Below are 17,518 nucleotides of genomic sequence, written 5' to 3' on the forward strand. Positions count from 1 at the left end.
GTCACACCCATGTCCTGGGGCGGAAGCGGTTGGCCCGCTCCACCAGCTCGATCCTCTTCTCGCCACGCTGCGCCAGCCGCGCCAGGAGTCGGTACGACCGCTCCAGGCCGAACCGCAGGCCGTGCTCGTCCAGCGGGCTGCCGAGCAGCGCCGGCAGCCGGCCGGCGGCACCTTCTCCGTCCGGGCCGGCACCGTGGCTCCCGGAGAGTACCCAGTCCAGGGCGCTGCCCAGTACTTCGGTGCTGAGTTGTTCCCTTCGCTCGGCGTCCAGGCCGAAGTCCGCGAGGGCTTCGACCTGTTGGGCGGCCGCCCGCAGATCCGCCAGCAGCGGATCGCGCGGCGGACGCCGCCGCAGCCGGGCGCGGACCGCCGCGATCCGCGCCGCGGTGTAGTGGATGGACGACTCCGGTACGGACTCCAGGGCCTCGACCGCGCCCCTGCGGTCGCCCGCCGCCAGCCGCACCCGGGCCAGCCCGAACGCGGCGCTGACATAGCTGCGGTCGGTCGCCCACACCAGGCGGTAGTACTCCACGGCGTCGTCCCACTGCTCCAGCAGCTCCGCGCAGACGGCCAGCGCCAGCTTCGGCGCCGGCTCGCCGGGGAACGCGTCGTAGACCGCGTCGAAGGCCGGCGCGGCCCGCTCGTGGTCCCCGGTGGCGAGCGCCACCAGACCGCCGTGCCACACCACCCGCCAGTCGGTGCCCGGCTCCCCGAGGTCCCCGCCGGCCGCCGTGGCGGGCCGCGGCCCGGACGGCTCCGCCGTGATCGCCTCCAGCACCGCCTGCGCGGCCGTGCGGTCGCCGGTCTCCAGATGGGCGCGCAGCTCCCGCAGCCGGACCTCCAGGCCGCCGGCGGGCGCGCAGCGCAGCGCGCTCAGCAGCTCGGCGGGGGTGGCGGTGGACAGTCCGGCGAGCAGGCCGGCGTCGGGGTCGCCCGGATCCACCCGCGGTACCGGGAGCGCGAGGGCGGCGCCGGTGACGTCCAGGGGGCGAAGCAGCGGACCGGTGGCTTCCGGTTGTCGGTGCGCGGGCGCCGCCCCGCGCGCGCCCAGCAGCGAGGCGTCGCCCTCCCCCGGGGGTATCAACTCGGTGTCCACGGCCCGCAGCTCGGGCCCGAACAGGGTGGACGGCGCCGGCCGCGGCTCGCCCGACTGGAGCGCCACCACCTCCCGCAGCACGCCCGTCAGCTGCTCGGACATCTCCTGCGCGGAGGTGAACTGGCGCGCCCGGTCGGGGTCCGTGGCGCGCACCAGCAGCCGGTAGAAGGACTCGTAGCTGCGGAAGACCTCGATGTTGTCCGGATCGGGCAGGGAGTCGGCGAAGATGTTCGTATAGCCCTGGAAGTCGAAGGTCAGGACGGCCAGGGTGCGTGCGACCGTGTACAGGTCGGAGGCGACCGAGGGGCCCAGCTCGGCGATCTCGGGTGCCTGGTAGCCGATCGTGCCGTAGATCGGGCTCTCGTGGTCGTCCATCCTGCGCACCGCGCCCATGTCGATCAGCTTGAGCTGGTCGTGCTGCTGGATGGCGTTGTCGACCTTGAAGTCGCAGTACAGAAAGCCGCGGCTGTGCAGATGGCCGAGCGCCTCCAGCGCCTCGATGCCGTAGGCGCAGGCCTGCTCGACCGGCAGCGGATCGCGCCGCCCGTGGGGCGTGCGCCGGTCGTTGGCGATGTCCTTGAGCGACTTGCCGCCGACGTACTCCATGACGATGTAGCCGTCGAGGCTGCCCGTTCCCCGGTCGAGGTGCTCCACGAAGTTGTAGATCCGGACGATGTTGGCGTGCTCGATCTCGGCGAGGAAGCGCCGTTCGGACATCGCGACCGCCAGCGCCTCCTCGTCACCGGTGTCCAGCAGCCCCTTGAGGACCACCCACCGGTCGGAGACCGCGCGGTCGATCGCCAGATAGACCCAGCCGAGCCCGCCGTGGGCCAGACAGCCCACGACCTCGTACTGGCCGTGCACCAGCTCACCGGGCCGCAGCTTGGGCACGAAGCTGTACGGATGGCCGCACTTGGCGCAGAACCCCTCCGTCCGGCCCGCCTGTTCACCGCGTGTCCGCCCCACCGGGGCACGGCAGTCCGCGCGGCTGCAGAACCGCTTGCGCTCGGGGACCCGAGGATCCTTCAGGACCGCCGTACGCGGATCGGGCCGCGGCACCTCCGGCACCGCCACCAGGCCCGCGCCCAGCCGCCCACGCGACGACCCGGAGGACGAACCGCTGCCGGTGCTGCCGCGCACCGACACCGCCGCCCTGCCGCGCGTCGCCCCGCCGCCGGACACCGCGCGGGAGAGCCGCGCGGAGGCCGAGCGCCGGGATGCCGACGAGCGGGCGGACGGCGAGGCGGAACCGGAGCCGGCGCCCGGGCCGGGGGAGGGGACCGTCAGCAGCGCCCCGGCCGCCGCCCGGCTCGACGCCGTGTCCGCCCGGGCCCGGTCCGTCATGCTGGTGGGCGGCGAGGAGATCAGGCCGCCCGCCGAGACCACCGGCGCCAGACCGCACCGGTCGCAGTACAGCTCGCCGCCGCCGGCATCGACGTAACCGCCCGCGCAGTCCCGCCGCTGGCAGCGCCCGCCGGCCCGCTCCGTCATGAATCCCCCCTCTCCTCCCGCTGCGGCGGAACCAACGCCTCCGCCGCCGCCTGCTGATAGCGCCACACCGCGTGCTCGGCCGCCCGCAGATCGCACGGGGCGCTCCACAGCATCCGGCGGGCCACGTCGTAGCGCTCCGTCAGCAGCGGGTCGTCCGCCATGCCGTGGCGGGCCAGCTTCGCCTTGTAGGCGTCCAGCCGGCCGCGCAGCTCGGCGCGCACCGCCAGCGGCGCGGTGACGGCCGTCAACGACTCCCGGGCGCGGTGGAGTTCGTCCTCCGCGCGCTCCTCCAGACTGTCCAGCAGCGGCGAGAGCCGGTGCCACTGCGCCCGCCTGCGGTACTCCGCGGCCGCCGCCAGCTGCTCGTGCAGCGCCGTGGACGGGCCGCTGACCGCGGGCACCTCCGACGCGGCGATCTTCGCCAGCACCTCACCGCGCGCCTGGCGCGCCTCGGTCAGCGTCCGGTCGGCGCGCGAGAGGACGTCGCGCAGCTGCATCAACCGCTGCTCCGCGTCCTGCCGCACGTCCAGCACCGCCGCGATCTCCCGCCGGACGTCCTCCAGCGCGCGGGCCGCCCGGTCGTAGCGCCCGGTGTCCGGACGGCCCCCGCCGGGGGCCGAACTCCCGGTCGCCGACGACACCCAGAACGCCAGCGGATCGGCGATCACCTGGGCGCGCAGCCGCGCCAGCTCGCCGGTGATCCGCTCCAGGTCGTCGCCCGCCGGATGCTCACCGGGGCGCACCCCCACCGAATGCGCCAGCGAACGGGTGCGCTGCAGCTCTGCGGAGAGCAGGTCTATCCGGGCCGGCAGCGCCGACCAGACCGCGTCGGCGGCGACGATCACATCCAGCGACCGCGCGTACAGCCCGTTCATCCGCTCGACGAGCGTCTCCAGGCTCAACCGCTCGCCCGGCCGGGCCGGCCCGCCTCCCGGGCTGCCGTCCTCCGGGGCCGCGCCGGGCACCGCGACCTCGTCGCCGTGCAGCAGCCGCGTCAGCTCCGCCAGGTCGTCCGGGGACGGCCAGCGCCGCCGCGCCCGCAGCTCGCGCGCCGCCTCCAACGCCGCGGTATAGGTGTCGAACAGCGACCACAGGACCGTGATGGCGCGCTCCGCGGCGGCCCAGCGCTCCTTGGTCGTGCCCGCCAGATCGGCGCCCTCCAGCAACCGGCGCCCCGCATGGTCCTGCAGCGCCAGCAGCGAGGTCTCGATCGCCTCGTACTCGGCGCCGAGCCGCGCCAGCGCGCGGTCCACCTCCTCCCGGCTCAGCACCGGGGCATCGGGCCTTCCCGGAGATCCGGGACAGGGTCCAGGGACCCCCATCGATCACCTCTCCAATACGCGTACGGTGCACGGCGATTGCTGTGACCGGGTGGCTGCTGCGGTGCGGCTCCCTCCGTTTCCCCTTCCTCTTTCCATAGTGAACGGCATCGGGCCGCTCCATGCGGCGATCGGTGAGGTACTGGGCACCTCGGGACGACCGGGCGTGCTACGGACGTGGTCGGGTCAGTCGCTGTACTCCGGCGACGGCGGCCCCGATATCTCCGGCATATCGGCCCGCAACCACGTGCGGTACGCCCGCATCCAGGGGCTGTCGGCGCTCCCGTCGCCCCGATAGTCGTCCAGCACCCTGTTGACCCGGCGCACCAGGTCGGTGTCGTCCTTGTTCATCGCCACGCCGTACGACTCGTCGGTGAACGGCTCGCCCTTGAGCTCCACCTTCGGATCCTGCGCCGCCTGCGCCGCGGCCAGCGCGTTGTCCGTGACCACCGCATCCGCCTGGCCCAGCTGCAGCCGTACCAGGCAGTCGAGTTGGCTGGGCACCGTCAGCACCTCGGCGCCGTGCCGCTGCCGCGCCAGCTCCGTCTCACCCGTCGAACCCGCGGCCGTGCACACCCGCTTGCCGCGCAGCGAATCGTCGAACGCCTTGATCCCGGACGACTTCGGAGCCAGCACCTGCTGCCCCGCCTGGAAGTACGACGTCGAGAACGCCACCTGCCGCTTGCGCGCACAGTTGATCGTCATCGTCCGCACCACCATGTCGACCGTGCGCTTCTGCAGCGCCCGTATCCGCTGGTCGGTGGGCACCGCCTTGAAGACGACCTCGGGGTCCGGCCCCAGGAGGTCCGCGGCGATCGCCCGCGCCAGATCGATGTCGAAGCCCTCCAACCTGCCGGTGGCCGGATCGCGGTACCCCCACCGGTAGGTGTTCTGGTCGACACCGACGACCAGCCGGCCCCTGTCCTTGATCCGCGCCACCGCCGCACCCTCGTCCGACGACGGGCGCAGGCTCTCCGCGGCGTTGTGCGCCGTGCAGGCGGCCGCGGTCGGCTCGGCCGGCGTCGTGCCGGGCCCGTACGCCCGGTGTATCGCCGACGGCGAGGACGTGTCGCCGGTGCCGGGACCGTCCTGGCGGGCGGCGCCGCCCAGCGTCGGCACCAGCACCGCGGCGGCCGCCGCCATCACGGACATCCCGGCCGCGACCGGCGCCAGGACGGCGCGCAGATTCCGCAGCCCTCGCGCGCGCATCCTCATGTCCCCCTCACCAGGTCCTCTCACCGGTACTCCGCCAGCCTGCGCCCGATCCCCAGCACCGTGCCCCCTGCCGCCAGCGCCGCCAGCGCCCCGGCACCCACCGGCAGCCCGGCCAGCGCCCCGCGCCCGCCGTCCGCCGCCGACCGGAACTCCCCCTGCTCGTGCACCAGCGCCTTGTACAGCCCGGCCGCCACCCGGTCGAACGACTCACCGGTGGAGCCGTCGGCGCCGATCACCTTCGCCAGCGCCCGGTCGTAATCGCCCTTCTCGTCCGCGGCCCGCGCCTGGGCATGCCGCGCCTGCCACTGCCGTACGTAGGTGAGCGCCTCGCGCACCGGCCCCCGCCCCGCATCGTCGTCCGCCAGCGCCAGCGCCGTTCCCAGCCTGCTCTTCGCCCGTGCCGCACCATGATCGCCTGCGCCGGCCAGATCCCGCATCCCCGCCCGGAAGCCGACCTCGTAGAAATCCCGCTGGTCGCCGGTGAGCACCGCACCGCGGGCCACCAGCGTCAGATTCTCGTCCCCGCGCGCCTGCAGCGCGTCGATCCGCGCCTCGACCAGCACCCGCAGCGACCGGGCGCCGTGCTCATACGAATCCGTCAGCCCCGCGCGCGCCACCGCATGCCCCGCCACCAGCCACGACAACACCGCGACGGAGGCGGCCGTCGCGACCAGCAGCCCCGGATTGAAAACCCGGTTGGTCCGTCGGTACAGCCGCCGCTGCGCCCATCCCAGCGCACCGATCGCCACCACCCCGGCCGCCACCGCGCACCACGGCCACGCCTCGGCCTCGTCATAGTCCGCCGCCAGCCGCCTTGCCTCCGCGTCGTACAACGCCCGTGCGGCGGGGAGAAGTTCCGCCCGCATCCGCTCGTTCGCGTACCGCAGATACGCCCCGCCGAGCGGCAGCCCCTGCCGGTTGTTCGCCCGTGCCGTCTCCACCAGCCCCGTATAGCGCGGCAGCTGCCGATTGAGGCGGGCTATCTGCGCGGCCGCGTCGTCCGAACCGTGGGCGCTCCGCGAAGCCTTGACCAGCAGCTCCGCCGCCGTCGCGATATCGCGGTCGTAGCGGTCACGCGTGGCCCCGCCGCCCTCCTCGCCCGCCAGGAAGCCGCCGGCGGCCGTGGTGTCCGCGTCCGCCAGCGACCGGTAGATCCCCGCCGCGTCCGACGTCAGCGGCTGACTGCGCTCGACCACGTCGTCCGCGGCCGCGGCCCGGTCGGACACCTGCCAGGCCGTGACCGCGCCGAACACCACCACCAGCAGCACCAGGGCGGCACCGATCAGCCGCAGGCGGCCCGGTTCGGTCGTGGACGCGGTACGCAGCTCGTCCAGTCCCTCGGCCCAGGCCGGCCGGCGCCCCGGGGCGGGCGGTGCCACGCTGCTGGTCGACACGGACGACACAGAACCTCCCCCTGGCCGCGGACTGCGGACCCGGCCCCCGCGCCCGGCGCCCGGAGCGCTTGGGACAAGGACCGGTGCATGGGCAGCAGTATGTCCGCCGCCACTGACAAGCACACCGCGATTGCCCTGATCTTGTTCGGATCGCGATCCGCCGCCGGGCCCGCCGCACCGCCCCGGCCGGCATTACAGTGACCGCAGAGTCATCAGACGTCAGACACCGGATTCAAGAGCAGGACATCGGCACACCGGCCGACGCCGGCGCCCAGGGAGTGATCTCGTGCAAGCAGTCCGCAAGGGCAGGGTGTCGCTCGTGGAGACCGCGACCGACGAGATCCGCTCCCAGATCGTGAACGGCACCTGGCCGGTGGGCAGCCGCATCCCGCCCGAGAGCGTCCTGTGCGAAACCCTCGGCGTCAGCCGCGCCTCGGTCCGCGAGGCCGTCCGCTCCCTCGTCCACTCCGGGCTCCTCGAACCCCGGCAGGGCGACGGCACCTTCGTGATCTCCGACGACGACAGCGCGGCCGCCCTGCGCCGTCGTCTCGAACGCGCCGAGCTCAGCCATGTCACCCAGGTCCGCCAGGGCCTCGACGTGGTCGCCGCCCGGCAGGCCGCCAAGCACCGCACGGACGCCCAACTCGCCGGCATCGAAGCCGCGCTGGCCCGCCGCAAGGCGGCCCTTGCGGCCCACGACGCCGACGCCTTCACCGCCGCCGACGCCGAGTTCCACGTCCTGGTCGCCGAGGCCGGCGCCAACCCCGTCCTCGCCGACATCTACCGCTCCCTCAGCGCCGCCCTGCGCGAGGAACTCCGCCGCGCCGCCTGCCTGGACACCGCCACCGCGGCCGCCACCGACCCGCACCTGCGCCTGACCGACGCCATCCGCGCCCAGGACCCCCAGGCCGCCGTCGACGCCGCCGTCCTCCTTCTCGCCGGCCACGTGCGCGACCTGGCCCTTCCCCTCGACGACTGAGCCCCGCCCGGGAACCCCGACGGCGCACTCCGCACGGCCACGCGCCTCCCGATTCACTCCCACGCGCTGCTGACTCGCACACCCCTCCATGGCTACGCTGAGTGACGAAAGTCGAGCTCGACCTTCACTCAGCAACCGCTACGAGCGGGGACCACCCCGCCCCCGGAAGTCAGGAGACCCTCATGCGCCGCATCGGCGAACTTCTCGCCCGCGTCCTCCCCAAATCCGGCCCCACTCCGCCCTTCACGCCTCCCGCCAGCGGATTCCTGACCATCGGCAGCACGACCTACATCGATCCGCACGGCATCTACCCCCTCGATCACCGTCTGACCGGCAGCCCCACTCTCGTCATCAACGACACCGACCAACCCGTCACGATCGTCACGGAACGCAACCGCGACCATCCTCCCGCCGCGCCCCCGCCCCACCGCGCCCCCACGGACCTCGTCCTGACCCCGGTCGCAGAGCTCGTCCTGGCCCCGGGCGAACGCACCGAGACGCGACGGGGCGACGGCGTGCACGTCGTGTGAGAGGGCAGGTCGCGAAAAGGGGGACGGTGCCCAAGCCCACGCGGTGACGCCCACGCCATCACGCCCACGCGGTGACGCCCACACCACTACGCCCACACCGCCCCGCCCGCACCCTCACGCCCACGTCCTCAAGTCGACCCCGCCCCAAGGCCCCTCTCTTTCCAAGCCGTCCTCAGCCGCCCATAGGCGTCCGCCTCGGCATCCGCTCGGTCCAGGGTGTCGAGGGCCGCGCCCAGGACCGGTGGCGCGGTCACGACGTGGGGCACCGCCTTGGGGGCGCGTTCGGACAGGAGGTGGAGGACGCGGTCGTGGAGGAGGGGATGGCGGGCGGCCAGGACGCTGCCGCCGAGGACCACCGGGACGGGTTCGGCGAGCAGGTCGAGGCGTCGCAGGGCGACGGTGGCCATGAGGACCACCTCCTCGGCCTGCCGGGTGATGATGCCGCGGGCGACGCGGTCGCCGGAGGCGGCGACGGCGAAGAGGACCGGAGCCAGTTCGTGGCGGCGGCGGTCGGGGATGTCACGCAGGTGGAGCGCCTCGATCAGCTCCGGCATGGTCGTCAGGCCGAAGTGGGCGGGGAGCGCGTGGGCCAGCTCGGTCGCGGCGCCGCGACCGTCCTCGGCGCGGGCCGCGTGCCACAGGGCCTCGTCGGCGAGGAAGGAGCCGCCTCCCCAGTCGCCGGAGATCCGGCCGATGGAGGGGAAGCGGGCGGTGGCTCCGTGGTGGCCGAGGCCGGCGCAGTTGATGCCGGCCCCGCACACCACGGCGACGCCCACCGGCTCCCCGAAGTCGGGCAGTCCGGCCCGCAGCAGAGCGAAGGTGTCGTTGCGGACGGAGACCGTGTGGGACCAGCCGCGACGGGCGATCTCGGCGGTGAGGGCGGTCTCCTCGACGGGGAGGTCGGCGTTGGCGAGGAAGGCGGAGAGGTGGTCGACGGGGCCGGTGACGGTCGGCCGCCCGGCCTGGGCGAGGGCCGATGCCACCAGGGGTGCCAGTACGTCGACCGCGCGGGTGGCACCCACCAGGGGCGGCTGGAAGCCGCCGCCGCGTGCCGTGCCGAGCAGCCTGCCGTCGGCGGCCACCAGCGCCACGTCGGTCTTGCTGTTGCCCGCGTCGACGGCGAGCGCCGTGCGGGTCAGGCCCACGTGAGGTGCTCCCGGTTGTGCGCGATCAGCTCATCGGTGAGCCGGTCCGCGTAGTCGATCTGGCCGATGAGGGGGTGCGAGAGGAGGGCGGAGAAGACCCGGTCCCGTCCGCCCTTCAGCGCCGCCTCCAGGGCCAGGTGCTCGTAGGCGGTGACGTTGGCGACCAGCCCGGCGTAGAGGGGTTCCAGGGGGCGTACAGGGAGAGGGGTCGGGCCCGTGGCATCGACGGTCGCGGGGACCTCGATCACGGCGTCGTCGGGGAGGAAGGAGAGGGTGCCGTTGTTGAGGGCGTTGACGATCTGGGTGTCGCCGGTGTCGCCCAGTAGAGAGGAGGTGAGCGCCACGGCCGCTTCGGAGTAGAAGGCGCCGCCGCGCCGGGCGAGCAGCTCCGGCTTCTCGTCGAGCGCCGGGTCCTGGTAGAGCGTGAGGAGTCGTTGCTCGATGGCGGCGACCTCCGCGGCGCGGGAGGGCTTGCCGTGCAACTCCCGTACCACCGCGTCGTGTTGGTAGTAGTAGCGCAGGTAGTAGGAGGGAACGGTGCCGAGGCGGTCGAGGAGCGGGCGGGGCAGGCGCAGGTCGGCGGCGATGGCGTCGCCGTGCTCGGCGAGGAGCGCGGGCAGGACGTCCTCGCCGGCGACGCGGACGGACCGCTCCCAGGTGAGGTGGTTGAGGCCGATGTGCTCCAGCTCGACCTGGTCGGGGGAGACGCCCAGCAGCTTCGCGAACCTGCGCTGGAAGCCGATGGCGACGTTGCACAGGCCGACGGCCTTGTGGCCATGGGTGAGCAGGGCGCGGGTGACGATGCCGACGGGGTTGGTGAAGTCGACGATCCAGGCGTCGGGGTTGCGGCGGCGTACCCGCTCGGCGATGTCGAGGACGACGGGAACGGTGCGCAGCGCCTTGGCGAGACCGCCCGCGCCGGTGGTCTCCTGGCCGACGCAGCCGCACTCCAGCGGCCAGGTCTCGTCCTGGTCGCGGGCGGCCTGGCCGCCGATGCGCAGCTGCAGCAGGACGGCGTCGGCGCCGTCGATCCCGGCGTCGAGATCGTGGGTCCAGGAGATCGTGCCCGGGTGGCCCTGTTTGGCGAAGATCCGCCGGGCGAGACCGCCCACCCTCTCCAGCCGGTCCACGGCCGGGTCGATCAGGACGAGCTCCTTCAGCGGCAGGACGTCACGCAGCCGCGCGAAGCCGTCGACGAGTTCGGGGGTGTAGGTCGAGCCACCGCCGACCACGGCGAGTTTCACACCGGGGCCCGGGGACCGGCCTTCGGGGAGTCCTCCCCGAGCGGAGGACACCGAAGCAGCGGAAGAGGCAGAGGAGAAGGGAGGAGGAGAGGAGAGGGACGAGGCAGACGAGGCGGAGGGGGTGGGAGACGAGGACGGCAGCATGCGGGATCAGCCCTTTACTCCGGTGAGGGTGACGCCTTCGACGAAGGCTTTCTGTGCGAAGAAGAAGACGATGACGACCGGGGCCATGACCAGCAGCGTCGCGGCCATGGTGAGGTTCCAGTTGACGCTGTGGGCGCTCTTGAAGGACTCCAGTCCGTAGGAGAGCGTCCAGGAGGCGGGGTTCTGCGCCGCGTAGATCTGCGGTCCGAAGTAGTCGTTCCAGCAGAAGAAGAACTGGAAGAGGGCGATGGCGGCGATGCCCGGCCTGGCCATCGGTACGACGATCTTGAGCAGGGTGCGCAGCTCCCCGCAGCCGTCGACCTTCGCCGACTCCAGGTACTCCTGAGGGATGGTCAGCAGGAACTGCCGCAGCAGGAAGATGGAGTACGCGTCACCGAACGCCATCGGGATGATCAGGGGCCACAGCGAGCCCGAGAGGTGCAGCTGCTGGGCCCAGACCAGATACATCGGGACCACGACCACCTGCGGCGGCAGCATCATCGTGGAGATGACCAGCACCATCGCGGTGCGGCGGCCGCGGAAGCGGAGTCTGGCCAGTGCGTAGGCGACCGGGACCGCCGAGCAGACGGTGAAGAGGGTGCCCAGGCCCGCGTAGAGCAGGGAGTTCCTCCACCAGTCCATGAACCCGGGGGTCTGGAAGACGGTGCGGTAGTTGGACCAGTGCCACTCGTGCGGCCACAGCTCGCCGCTCATGGCCTGGGAGTCGCTCATCACGGAGGTCAGGAAGACGAAGACGAAGGGGAGGAGGAAGAACAGGGCCGTGGCGACGGCGAGGGAGTGGACGGCGATCCAGTGCAGCAGCCGGGTGCGGCGGGCGCGGGCCGACGGGGCGCCGGTCGAGCCGGTAGGGGCCGGGGCGGGGCGGGCGGTGAGCGTCGTGGTGGTCATCTCGGATCAGTCCTCCGCCGCAAGCAGGCCCGAGCGCTTGCGCATCAGCAGGGTGGTGACGGCCATGGCGATGACGAAGAGCACGAGGGAGAGCACGCATGCCGCGCCGGTGTTGAAGTTCTGGAAGCCCAGGGAGTAGACGAGCTGGGGGACGGTGAGGGTGGCGTGGTCGGGGTAGCCGGGCTGGACGACCGTGCCGGGGCCGAGGGAGACACCGGAGGCGAGCTTCCCGGCGACCAGCGCCTGGGTGTAGTACTGCATGGTCTGGACGACGCCGGTGACCACCGCGAACATCACGATGGGGGTGATCGAGGGCCAGGTGACATAGCGGAACTTCCCCCAGGCGCCCGCCCCGTCCAGCTCGGCGGCCTCGTACTGCTCCTTCGGCACGTCCAGCAGCGCCGCCATGAAGATCACCATCAGGTCGCCGATGCCCCACAGCGACAGCATCACCAGCGACGGTTTGGCCCATGCGGGGTCGTTGAACCAGGACGGCGTGGGGAGGCCGAGCGCCCCGAGGATTTCGTTGACGGGTCCGGTGCCGGGGTTGAGCAGGAAGACGAAGGCGACGGTGGCGGCCACCGGCGGTGCCAGATACGGCACGTAGAAGGCCGTACGGAAGAACCCCACGCCCGATTTGAGCTTGGTGACGAGCAGGCCGATGCCCAGCCCGAAGAGCACCCGCAGCGCGACCATCACCACGACCAGCCACAGCGTGTTCCACAGCGCGGGCCCGAACAGCGGCATCTGCGTCAGCACGTAATTCCAGTTCCGCAGCCCGACGAAAGCGGGCGGTTCGATCTGGTTGTAGTGCACGAAGGAGAAGTAGACGGTGGCGATCAGCGGATAGCCGAAGAAGACCGAGAAGCCGATGAGCCAGGGCGAGAGAAAGCCGAGGGTGCGCAGCCGGTCGCGGGTGCGTTTACGCCGTAGCGCGGGTGCGGGGGTGGTGGTTGCCATGGCGGTTCTCCGTCAGCTCTCGGAGTCGGTCCGGGGAGGCGGTGCTGGGAGGCGGTGCTGGGCGGTGGTGCGCGGAGGCGGTGTGCCGGGACGTGGTATCCGGGTCTCTCGTGGAGATCGGTGCGCGGGCGTCCTTCGTGAACGCCCGGGGGGCATGCGGGAATTCGCGGAACGGGTTCGCGGGTTCGCCGGATCAGTTCTCGGACTGGAGGTTGTCGGCGTCGATCCGCGCGTCGAGTGCGCGCAGCCCCGCGTCGAGGTCGGGGACCTTGCCGGCCTCGACGTCGTAGGAGAAGTCCTGCAGCGCGGTGACGTACTGCCCGCCGTTGGTGGAGGGCGGCAGCGCGACGCTGTGCGGGTTCCGCGCGATGTCGAGGAAGGTGCGGAACGTCGGGTCGGTGTCCAGCGCGGGGGACTTCAGCGCCGCCTTCGTCGACGGCACGTTATGGATGTCGTTGGCGAACCGCACCACCTGGTCGGTGTCCACGGTCAGGAATCTCACCAGTTCCCATGCCGCGTTCTGATGCCGGCTGCTGTGCGCGATACCGGCGACCGTGCCGGTCAGATACCCCCGCCCGTAGGTGTCGGCCCGGTCGTCCGGCACCGGCATCGGCGCGGTGCCCCAGGCGAACGTCGCCTTCGCCTGCCGGAGCATCAGCCCGCGCCACTCACCGTCCATGTGCATGGCCAGCTTCTGCGTCAGAAAGGCGTTCTGCGAGGACATCTCCTCGCCGAAGGTGGTGCGGAACCTCTCCAGCGGGCCGTAGCCGCCCTGCGCGTCGATCAGCTCGCCGGCGGTGGTGAGGAACTCCCTGGTCGCCGGGTCCTCGGCCAGCCGGGCCTTGCCGTTGCGGTCGAAGTAGGACGGTCCCCACTGGGCGAACATCCGGTCCGGACTGTTCTGGTAGAGCCGGAAGTTGGGCATGAAGCCCACTCGTCGGTACGAGCCGTCCTCGGCGCGCCGGGTCAGTTTGACGGCGTCCCGCTTCAGCTCGGACATGGTGCGCGGCGGCCGCGTGATCCCGGCTTCCTTGAAGGCGTCCTTGTTGTAGTACAGCCCGTAGGAATCGGCGAGCAGCGGCAAGGCGCACTGCTTCTTTCGATAACTGGTGTAATCCAGCAGGGTTTTCGGGAACACCTTCTCCTTGTCCACGCCGGTCTTCTTCAGGAACGGATCGAGGTCCGCCCACATCCCCGAGGAGCAGTACTGCCCCACATTTCCGGTGGTGAAGGACGACACCACATCGGGTGCGTCGTCCCCGCCCGCCCGCAGTGCCTGGTTCATGGTCTCGTCGGTGACGTTGGGGACCACTTTCACCGTGATGTGGCGATGGGTCCTCTCGAAGCGGGCGACGCTGTCGTTGATGGCCTTCGTCTCGCCCGGGGCCGACCAGCCGTGCCAGAAGGTGAGCGTGACCGGCTCGGTGGGATCGTCACGGTCGCTGCCGACGCTCGGATTGGCGCAGCCCGAAACGAGCAGCCCGGCGCCGGCCAGCGCCGCTGACACCCGGATGCGCAGTCGCGAAATCGGCATGGCGGACTTCCTTTACGGCAGGGGGAGTCGGGGAAGCGGCGCGGTGGAGTGTGCGGTGCCGCGCCGGGCCGTGCGGGGGAGGGGTGGTTCAGCCGGTGGTGTCGAACACCGCGTCGCGGGCGTCCGCGAGCGCCGTTTGCAGCGCGCCGATGAGGATCGGATTTCCGCCGATATCGCTCAGCCGCAGTTCGGGCCGGGGCAGCGCGAGTCCGGTGAACTCCTCCTCGACCAGGGCGCGCAGCGCCTCCCCGCCGGCCTGCGGGACCTCTCCGGAGAGCACCACCAGCCTCGGGTCGACGACCGCGACCACGGCCGCGAGCCCCGTCGCCAGCCGCCTGGCGACCTCCGCCCGTACGTCGGCGCGCTCCAGCGCCTCCTCGACCGTGCGGGTGCCGGCGGCCCCGTACTCCCGGGCCAGCGCGATCACGCTCGGCGAGCCGACCAGCCGCTGGAAGCCGCCGCCGGCGTCCGGCTGGGCGGCGCTGCGGTCGCCGCCCCTGGCCAGCGGCGCGCCGGGCAGCGGCATATAGCCGATCTCGCCCGCGCCGCCGGTGGCCCCGCGCAGCAGCCGACCGCCGAGGACGATGGCGGCACCGACCCCCTCGTCCGCCCACACCAGCACGAAGTCGTCGAAGTCCTGCGCCGCCCCGTCCTGCTGCTCGGCGACCGCCGCCAGATTCACATCGTTCTCGATGGTGATCGGGGTGCCCAGGACCTCGGCCAGCTCCTCCTTCAGCGCCCGCGAGTGCCAGTCCGGCAGATGCGGCGCGTAGCGCAGCCGGCCGGTTTGAGGGTCCAGCGCCCCGGGGGTGCCGATGACCGCCCCGTGCAGGTCCTCGCGGCCCAGCCCGGCCTTGGCCAGCGCGCCGTCGACAGCCCTGGCGACCAGCTGCGCCGTCCGGTTCGGCGCCGCCTCGTCCACCGCATCGGTCCCGACCCGCTCCTCGCCGAGCACCCGCCCGGTGATGTCCGCGACCGCGGCGGTGATCCCCAGCTGGTCGACCGCCAGCGCCGCGATGTGCGCCGCCGTCGGGTCGATCTCGTACAGCTGGGCGCTGGGCCCGGGCCGCCCGGTCACGTTCCCGGTCGTCCGCACCAGCCCCGCGGCCTCCAGACGCGCCAGCAGCTGCGAGGCGGTGGGTTTGGACAGTCCGGTCAGCGCCCCGATCTGGGTGCGGGTCAGCGGCCCCTGCGACACCAGCAGATCGAGCGCGGCGCGGTCGTTCATGGCCCGCAGGACCCGCGGCGTCCCAGGGGTCCCTTGCGCTTGCTGCCCGCCGGCCATGACCGTCACCCCGTTCGTCGGCGGCCGTGACGGCCACCCAGCATCTGTTAGGAAACCTTCCAATCGATGGACAGGAAGGTAGGTCGCGGGTCGGGGCGGCGTCAATGGGTTGCGCACGGTGAGTTGCCGGCGGAGCACGCCGGGGCGCGGTGGGCGGCTACGGAGCCGGGGCGGGTGGGCGCGGGAACGGCGAAGGGGCAGCTGCGAGGTTGTCGCAGCCGCCCCTTGTGCGGTGGGTGAGGCGCCCGGCGTCACTACGCCGGCGTCGTTTCGCCCGGCGTCACTTCCCGAGCTTCGGCGGCGCCGCTATCGGGTCGGTCGCCAGGGACTGCGGGGACGTCGGGTTGTTGAGGGCCGAGGGGGCGCCCATGGCGGCGGTGGGGTCCGCCGGGACCGCCGGCTCCTCCTCCTCTTCCGGGAGGGGGCGCGGGGCGAGGTGGACGCCGGCGGCGTCCAGGGCGCGCTTGATGCGCCAGCGCAGTTCGCGCTCCACGCCCAGGGCCTTGCCGGGCATGGTCTTGGCCGAGACGCTGAGGGTGACCGTGTCCAGGTGCACCTCGCTCAGGCCGAGCACCTCCACCGGCTCCCACAGCTGCTCGTTCCACGGCTCCGCCTTGGACATCTCCTCGCCGGCGGCGGTGATGGTGTCGCGGGCGCGCTCCAGGTCCTGGTCGGCGGCGATCACGACGTCGACGGAGGCCGTGGACCAGCCCTGGCTGAGGTTCCCGATCCGCTTGACCTCGCCGTTGCGGATGTACCAGATGGCGCCGTTGGGGCCCCGCAGCTTGGTGACCCGCAGGCCGACCTCGATGACCGTGCCGGTGGCCACGCCCGCGTCGATCTCGTCGCCGACGCCGTACTGGTCCTCCAGGATCATGAAGACGCCGGAGAGGAAGTCGGTGACGAGGTTGCGGGCGCCGAAGCCGATGGCGACACCGGCCACACCGGCGCTCGCCAGCAGCGGCGCGAGGTTGATCTGGAGCACCGAGAGCACCGTCAGCGCGGCGGTACCCATGATCACGAAGGAGGCGACGCTGCGCAGCACGGAGCCGATGGCCTCGGAGCGCTGGCGCCGGCGCTCGGCGTTGACCAGCAGACCGCCCAGCGCGGTGCCCTGGGCGGCGGCCGCGGTGCGGTTCATCCGCTCGATGAACTTGGTGATGGTGCGGCGAATCACATGGCGGAGCACCACCGCGATCACGAGGATCAGCAGGATCTGCAGGCCGGACGTGAGCCACGTCCCCCAGTTCTCCGACACCCAGCCGGCGGCGTTGGTGGCCTTCTGTGTGGCCTCGTCGAGCGAGGTCGGGCCGGTGGAGTCGGGTGCGGCCGCGCGCAGGGGCGCGGCGGCGACCGGCGAAGCGGACCAGAACACAGTCGAACCTTCCGTGTGGGACAGCAGACCCGGAACCGCGGGGTCCCCGGGGCCGGGCAGGCCATCCACACTAACGGGGCAACGGGGGCGGTCCGTGCCCGTGTTCGAGCCGGGAGGTCCCCGGGAGGCCGAAATGAGCCGTATCCGCGGGGAAGTGCGGGGGTGTGGTGGAAAACACCTCCGGCCCGTTACTCGGTCATGGTGGCGCTCCGACCAGGCACCGGGGGACACTGTGGGGAGATCGTCCCGGCGCGAGCCACGCGCCGCCGGCGTACAAGGAGGCACCCGTGCCGCATGTCCTGGTCCTCAACGCGTCGTACGAGCCGCTCGGCGTCGTACCGCTCCGCCGCGCGCTCATCCTCGTACTCAATGAGAAGGCTGTGAGCCTCGAGGAGTCCGGCGCCCTGATGCACAGCGCGACCCGTGTCGTTCCGGCTCCGAGTGTGGTCCGCTTGAAGCGGTTCGTGCGGGTGCCCTTTCGCGGCCCCGTGCCACTGACCCGCCGGGCGCTGTTCGCCCGTGACGGCGGGCGCTGTATGTACTGCGGTGGCGTCGCAACCAGCGTCGACCACGTCATCCCGCGCAGTCGCGGCGGTCAGCACACCTGGGAGAACGTCGTCGCCGCCTGCCGGCGATGCAATCACGTCAAGGCCGACCGCCATGTCGCCGAGATCGGCTGGCGGCTGCGCCATCAGCCCGCCCCGCCGTCAGGACTGGCGTGGCGGATCATCGGCACGGGCCATCGCGATCCGCGCTGGCTGCCGTATTTGCAGCCGTACGGCGCGGATGACGCCTTGGCCCGGATCGACGCCGTATCGGCGTAGCCGGGCCTTTGTACGTGTGGGCCGCCGTGCGGACGGAGTGACGCTCCGTCCGTACGGCGGCGGCACGGCGCCCG

At 72.4% G+C, this 17,518-nt stretch carries 14 protein-coding genes; 3 read left to right on the forward strand and 11 right to left on the reverse strand.

Translation table 11 applies throughout. The annotated features are described in order from the left end of the window. Position 1: 1 nt before the first annotated feature. The 4 genes from ACFWZH_RS17585 to ACFWZH_RS17600 form a co-directional block, all read right to left on the reverse strand. Entirely contained in the window at positions 2-2,587 is a 2,586-nt protein-coding gene (locus tag ACFWZH_RS17585) for a tetratricopeptide repeat protein (RefSeq protein ID WP_384431158.1), read from the reverse strand. Next, positions 2,584-3,909 (reverse strand): hypothetical protein, encoded by a 1,326-nt coding sequence (locus tag ACFWZH_RS17590; RefSeq protein ID WP_384431161.1) that lies wholly within the window; start codon positions 3,907-3,909, stop codon positions 2,584-2,586. The genes ACFWZH_RS17585 and ACFWZH_RS17590 overlap by 4 nt, the downstream gene beginning before the upstream one ends. A 183-nt stretch (positions 3,910-4,092) precedes the next feature. Then, positions 4,093-5,115: a glutamate ABC transporter substrate-binding protein gene (locus ACFWZH_RS17595; RefSeq protein ID WP_384431247.1), complete on the reverse strand. Its 1,023-nt coding sequence runs from the start codon at positions 5,113-5,115 to the stop codon at positions 4,093-4,095. 26 nt (positions 5,116-5,141) lie between these two features. Further along, positions 5,142-6,515 carry a hypothetical protein gene (locus ACFWZH_RS17600; protein ID WP_384431163.1) on the reverse strand — a complete coding sequence of 458 codons (1,374 nt, stop codon included), beginning with the start codon at positions 6,513-6,515 and terminating at the stop codon, positions 5,142-5,144. 286 nt (positions 6,516-6,801) lie between these two features. On the opposite strand from ACFWZH_RS17600, the gene ACFWZH_RS17605 reads away from it, so the two are divergent. Next, positions 6,802-7,494 carry a FadR/GntR family transcriptional regulator gene (locus ACFWZH_RS17605; protein WP_384431166.1) on the forward strand — a complete coding sequence of 231 codons (693 nt, stop codon included), beginning with the start codon at positions 6,802-6,804 and terminating at the stop codon, positions 7,492-7,494. Positions 7,495-7,676: 182 nt separating this feature from the next. Beyond that, entirely contained in the window at positions 7,677-8,024 is a 348-nt protein-coding gene (locus tag ACFWZH_RS17610) for a hypothetical protein (protein WP_384431169.1), read from the forward strand. A 128-nt stretch (positions 8,025-8,152) separates the two neighbouring features. On the opposite strand, the gene ACFWZH_RS17615 is transcribed toward ACFWZH_RS17610, so the two are convergent. From ACFWZH_RS17615 to ACFWZH_RS17645, 7 genes are all read right to left on the reverse strand, one after another. After that, positions 8,153-9,169 (reverse strand): N-acetylglucosamine kinase, encoded by a 1,017-nt coding sequence (locus ACFWZH_RS17615; protein ID WP_384431171.1) that lies wholly within the window; start codon positions 9,167-9,169, stop codon positions 8,153-8,155. Continuing rightward, positions 9,160-10,413 (reverse strand): 6-phospho-beta-glucosidase, encoded by a 1,254-nt coding sequence (locus tag ACFWZH_RS17620; protein ID WP_384431174.1) that lies wholly within the window; start codon positions 10,411-10,413, stop codon positions 9,160-9,162. Before ACFWZH_RS17620 ends, ACFWZH_RS17615 begins: the two co-directional genes overlap by 10 nt. Before the next feature lie 150 nt (positions 10,414-10,563). Further along, on the reverse strand, positions 10,564-11,466 hold the full coding sequence (locus ACFWZH_RS17625) for a carbohydrate ABC transporter permease (protein ID WP_384431177.1): 903 nt from the start codon (positions 11,464-11,466) through the stop codon (positions 10,564-10,566). Between the two features lie 6 nt (positions 11,467-11,472). Then, the gene (locus tag ACFWZH_RS17630; RefSeq protein WP_384431180.1) at positions 11,473-12,426 is read right to left on the reverse strand and encodes a carbohydrate ABC transporter permease; all 954 of its coding nucleotides are present in this window, start codon (positions 12,424-12,426) and stop codon (positions 11,473-11,475) included. Positions 12,427-12,619: 193 nt separating this feature from the next. After that, the gene (locus ACFWZH_RS17635; RefSeq protein ID WP_384431183.1) at positions 12,620-13,960 is read right to left on the reverse strand and encodes an ABC transporter substrate-binding protein; all 1,341 of its coding nucleotides are present in this window, start codon (positions 13,958-13,960) and stop codon (positions 12,620-12,622) included. A gap of 88 nt (positions 13,961-14,048) precedes the next feature. After that, positions 14,049-15,188, reverse strand: coding sequence for an ROK family protein (locus tag ACFWZH_RS17640; RefSeq protein ID WP_384431185.1), 1,140 nt, complete (start codon positions 15,186-15,188; stop codon positions 14,049-14,051). A gap of 337 nt (positions 15,189-15,525) precedes the next feature. Beyond that, on the reverse strand, positions 15,526-16,620 hold the full coding sequence (locus ACFWZH_RS17645) for a mechanosensitive ion channel family protein (RefSeq protein WP_384431188.1): 1,095 nt from the start codon (positions 16,618-16,620) through the stop codon (positions 15,526-15,528). Between the two features lie 287 nt (positions 16,621-16,907). On the opposite strand from ACFWZH_RS17645, the gene ACFWZH_RS17650 reads away from it, so the two are divergent. After that, positions 16,908-17,444, forward strand: a complete 537-nt coding sequence (locus tag ACFWZH_RS17650) for an HNH endonuclease (RefSeq protein WP_018538909.1) — start codon at positions 16,908-16,910, stop codon at positions 17,442-17,444. Positions 17,445-17,518: the final 74 nt, after the last annotated feature.

Origin of the sequence: Streptomyces sp. NPDC059008, from assembly GCF_042749045.1 — a bacterium.
Lineage (GTDB): Bacteria > Actinomycetota > Actinomycetes > Streptomycetales > Streptomycetaceae > Streptomyces.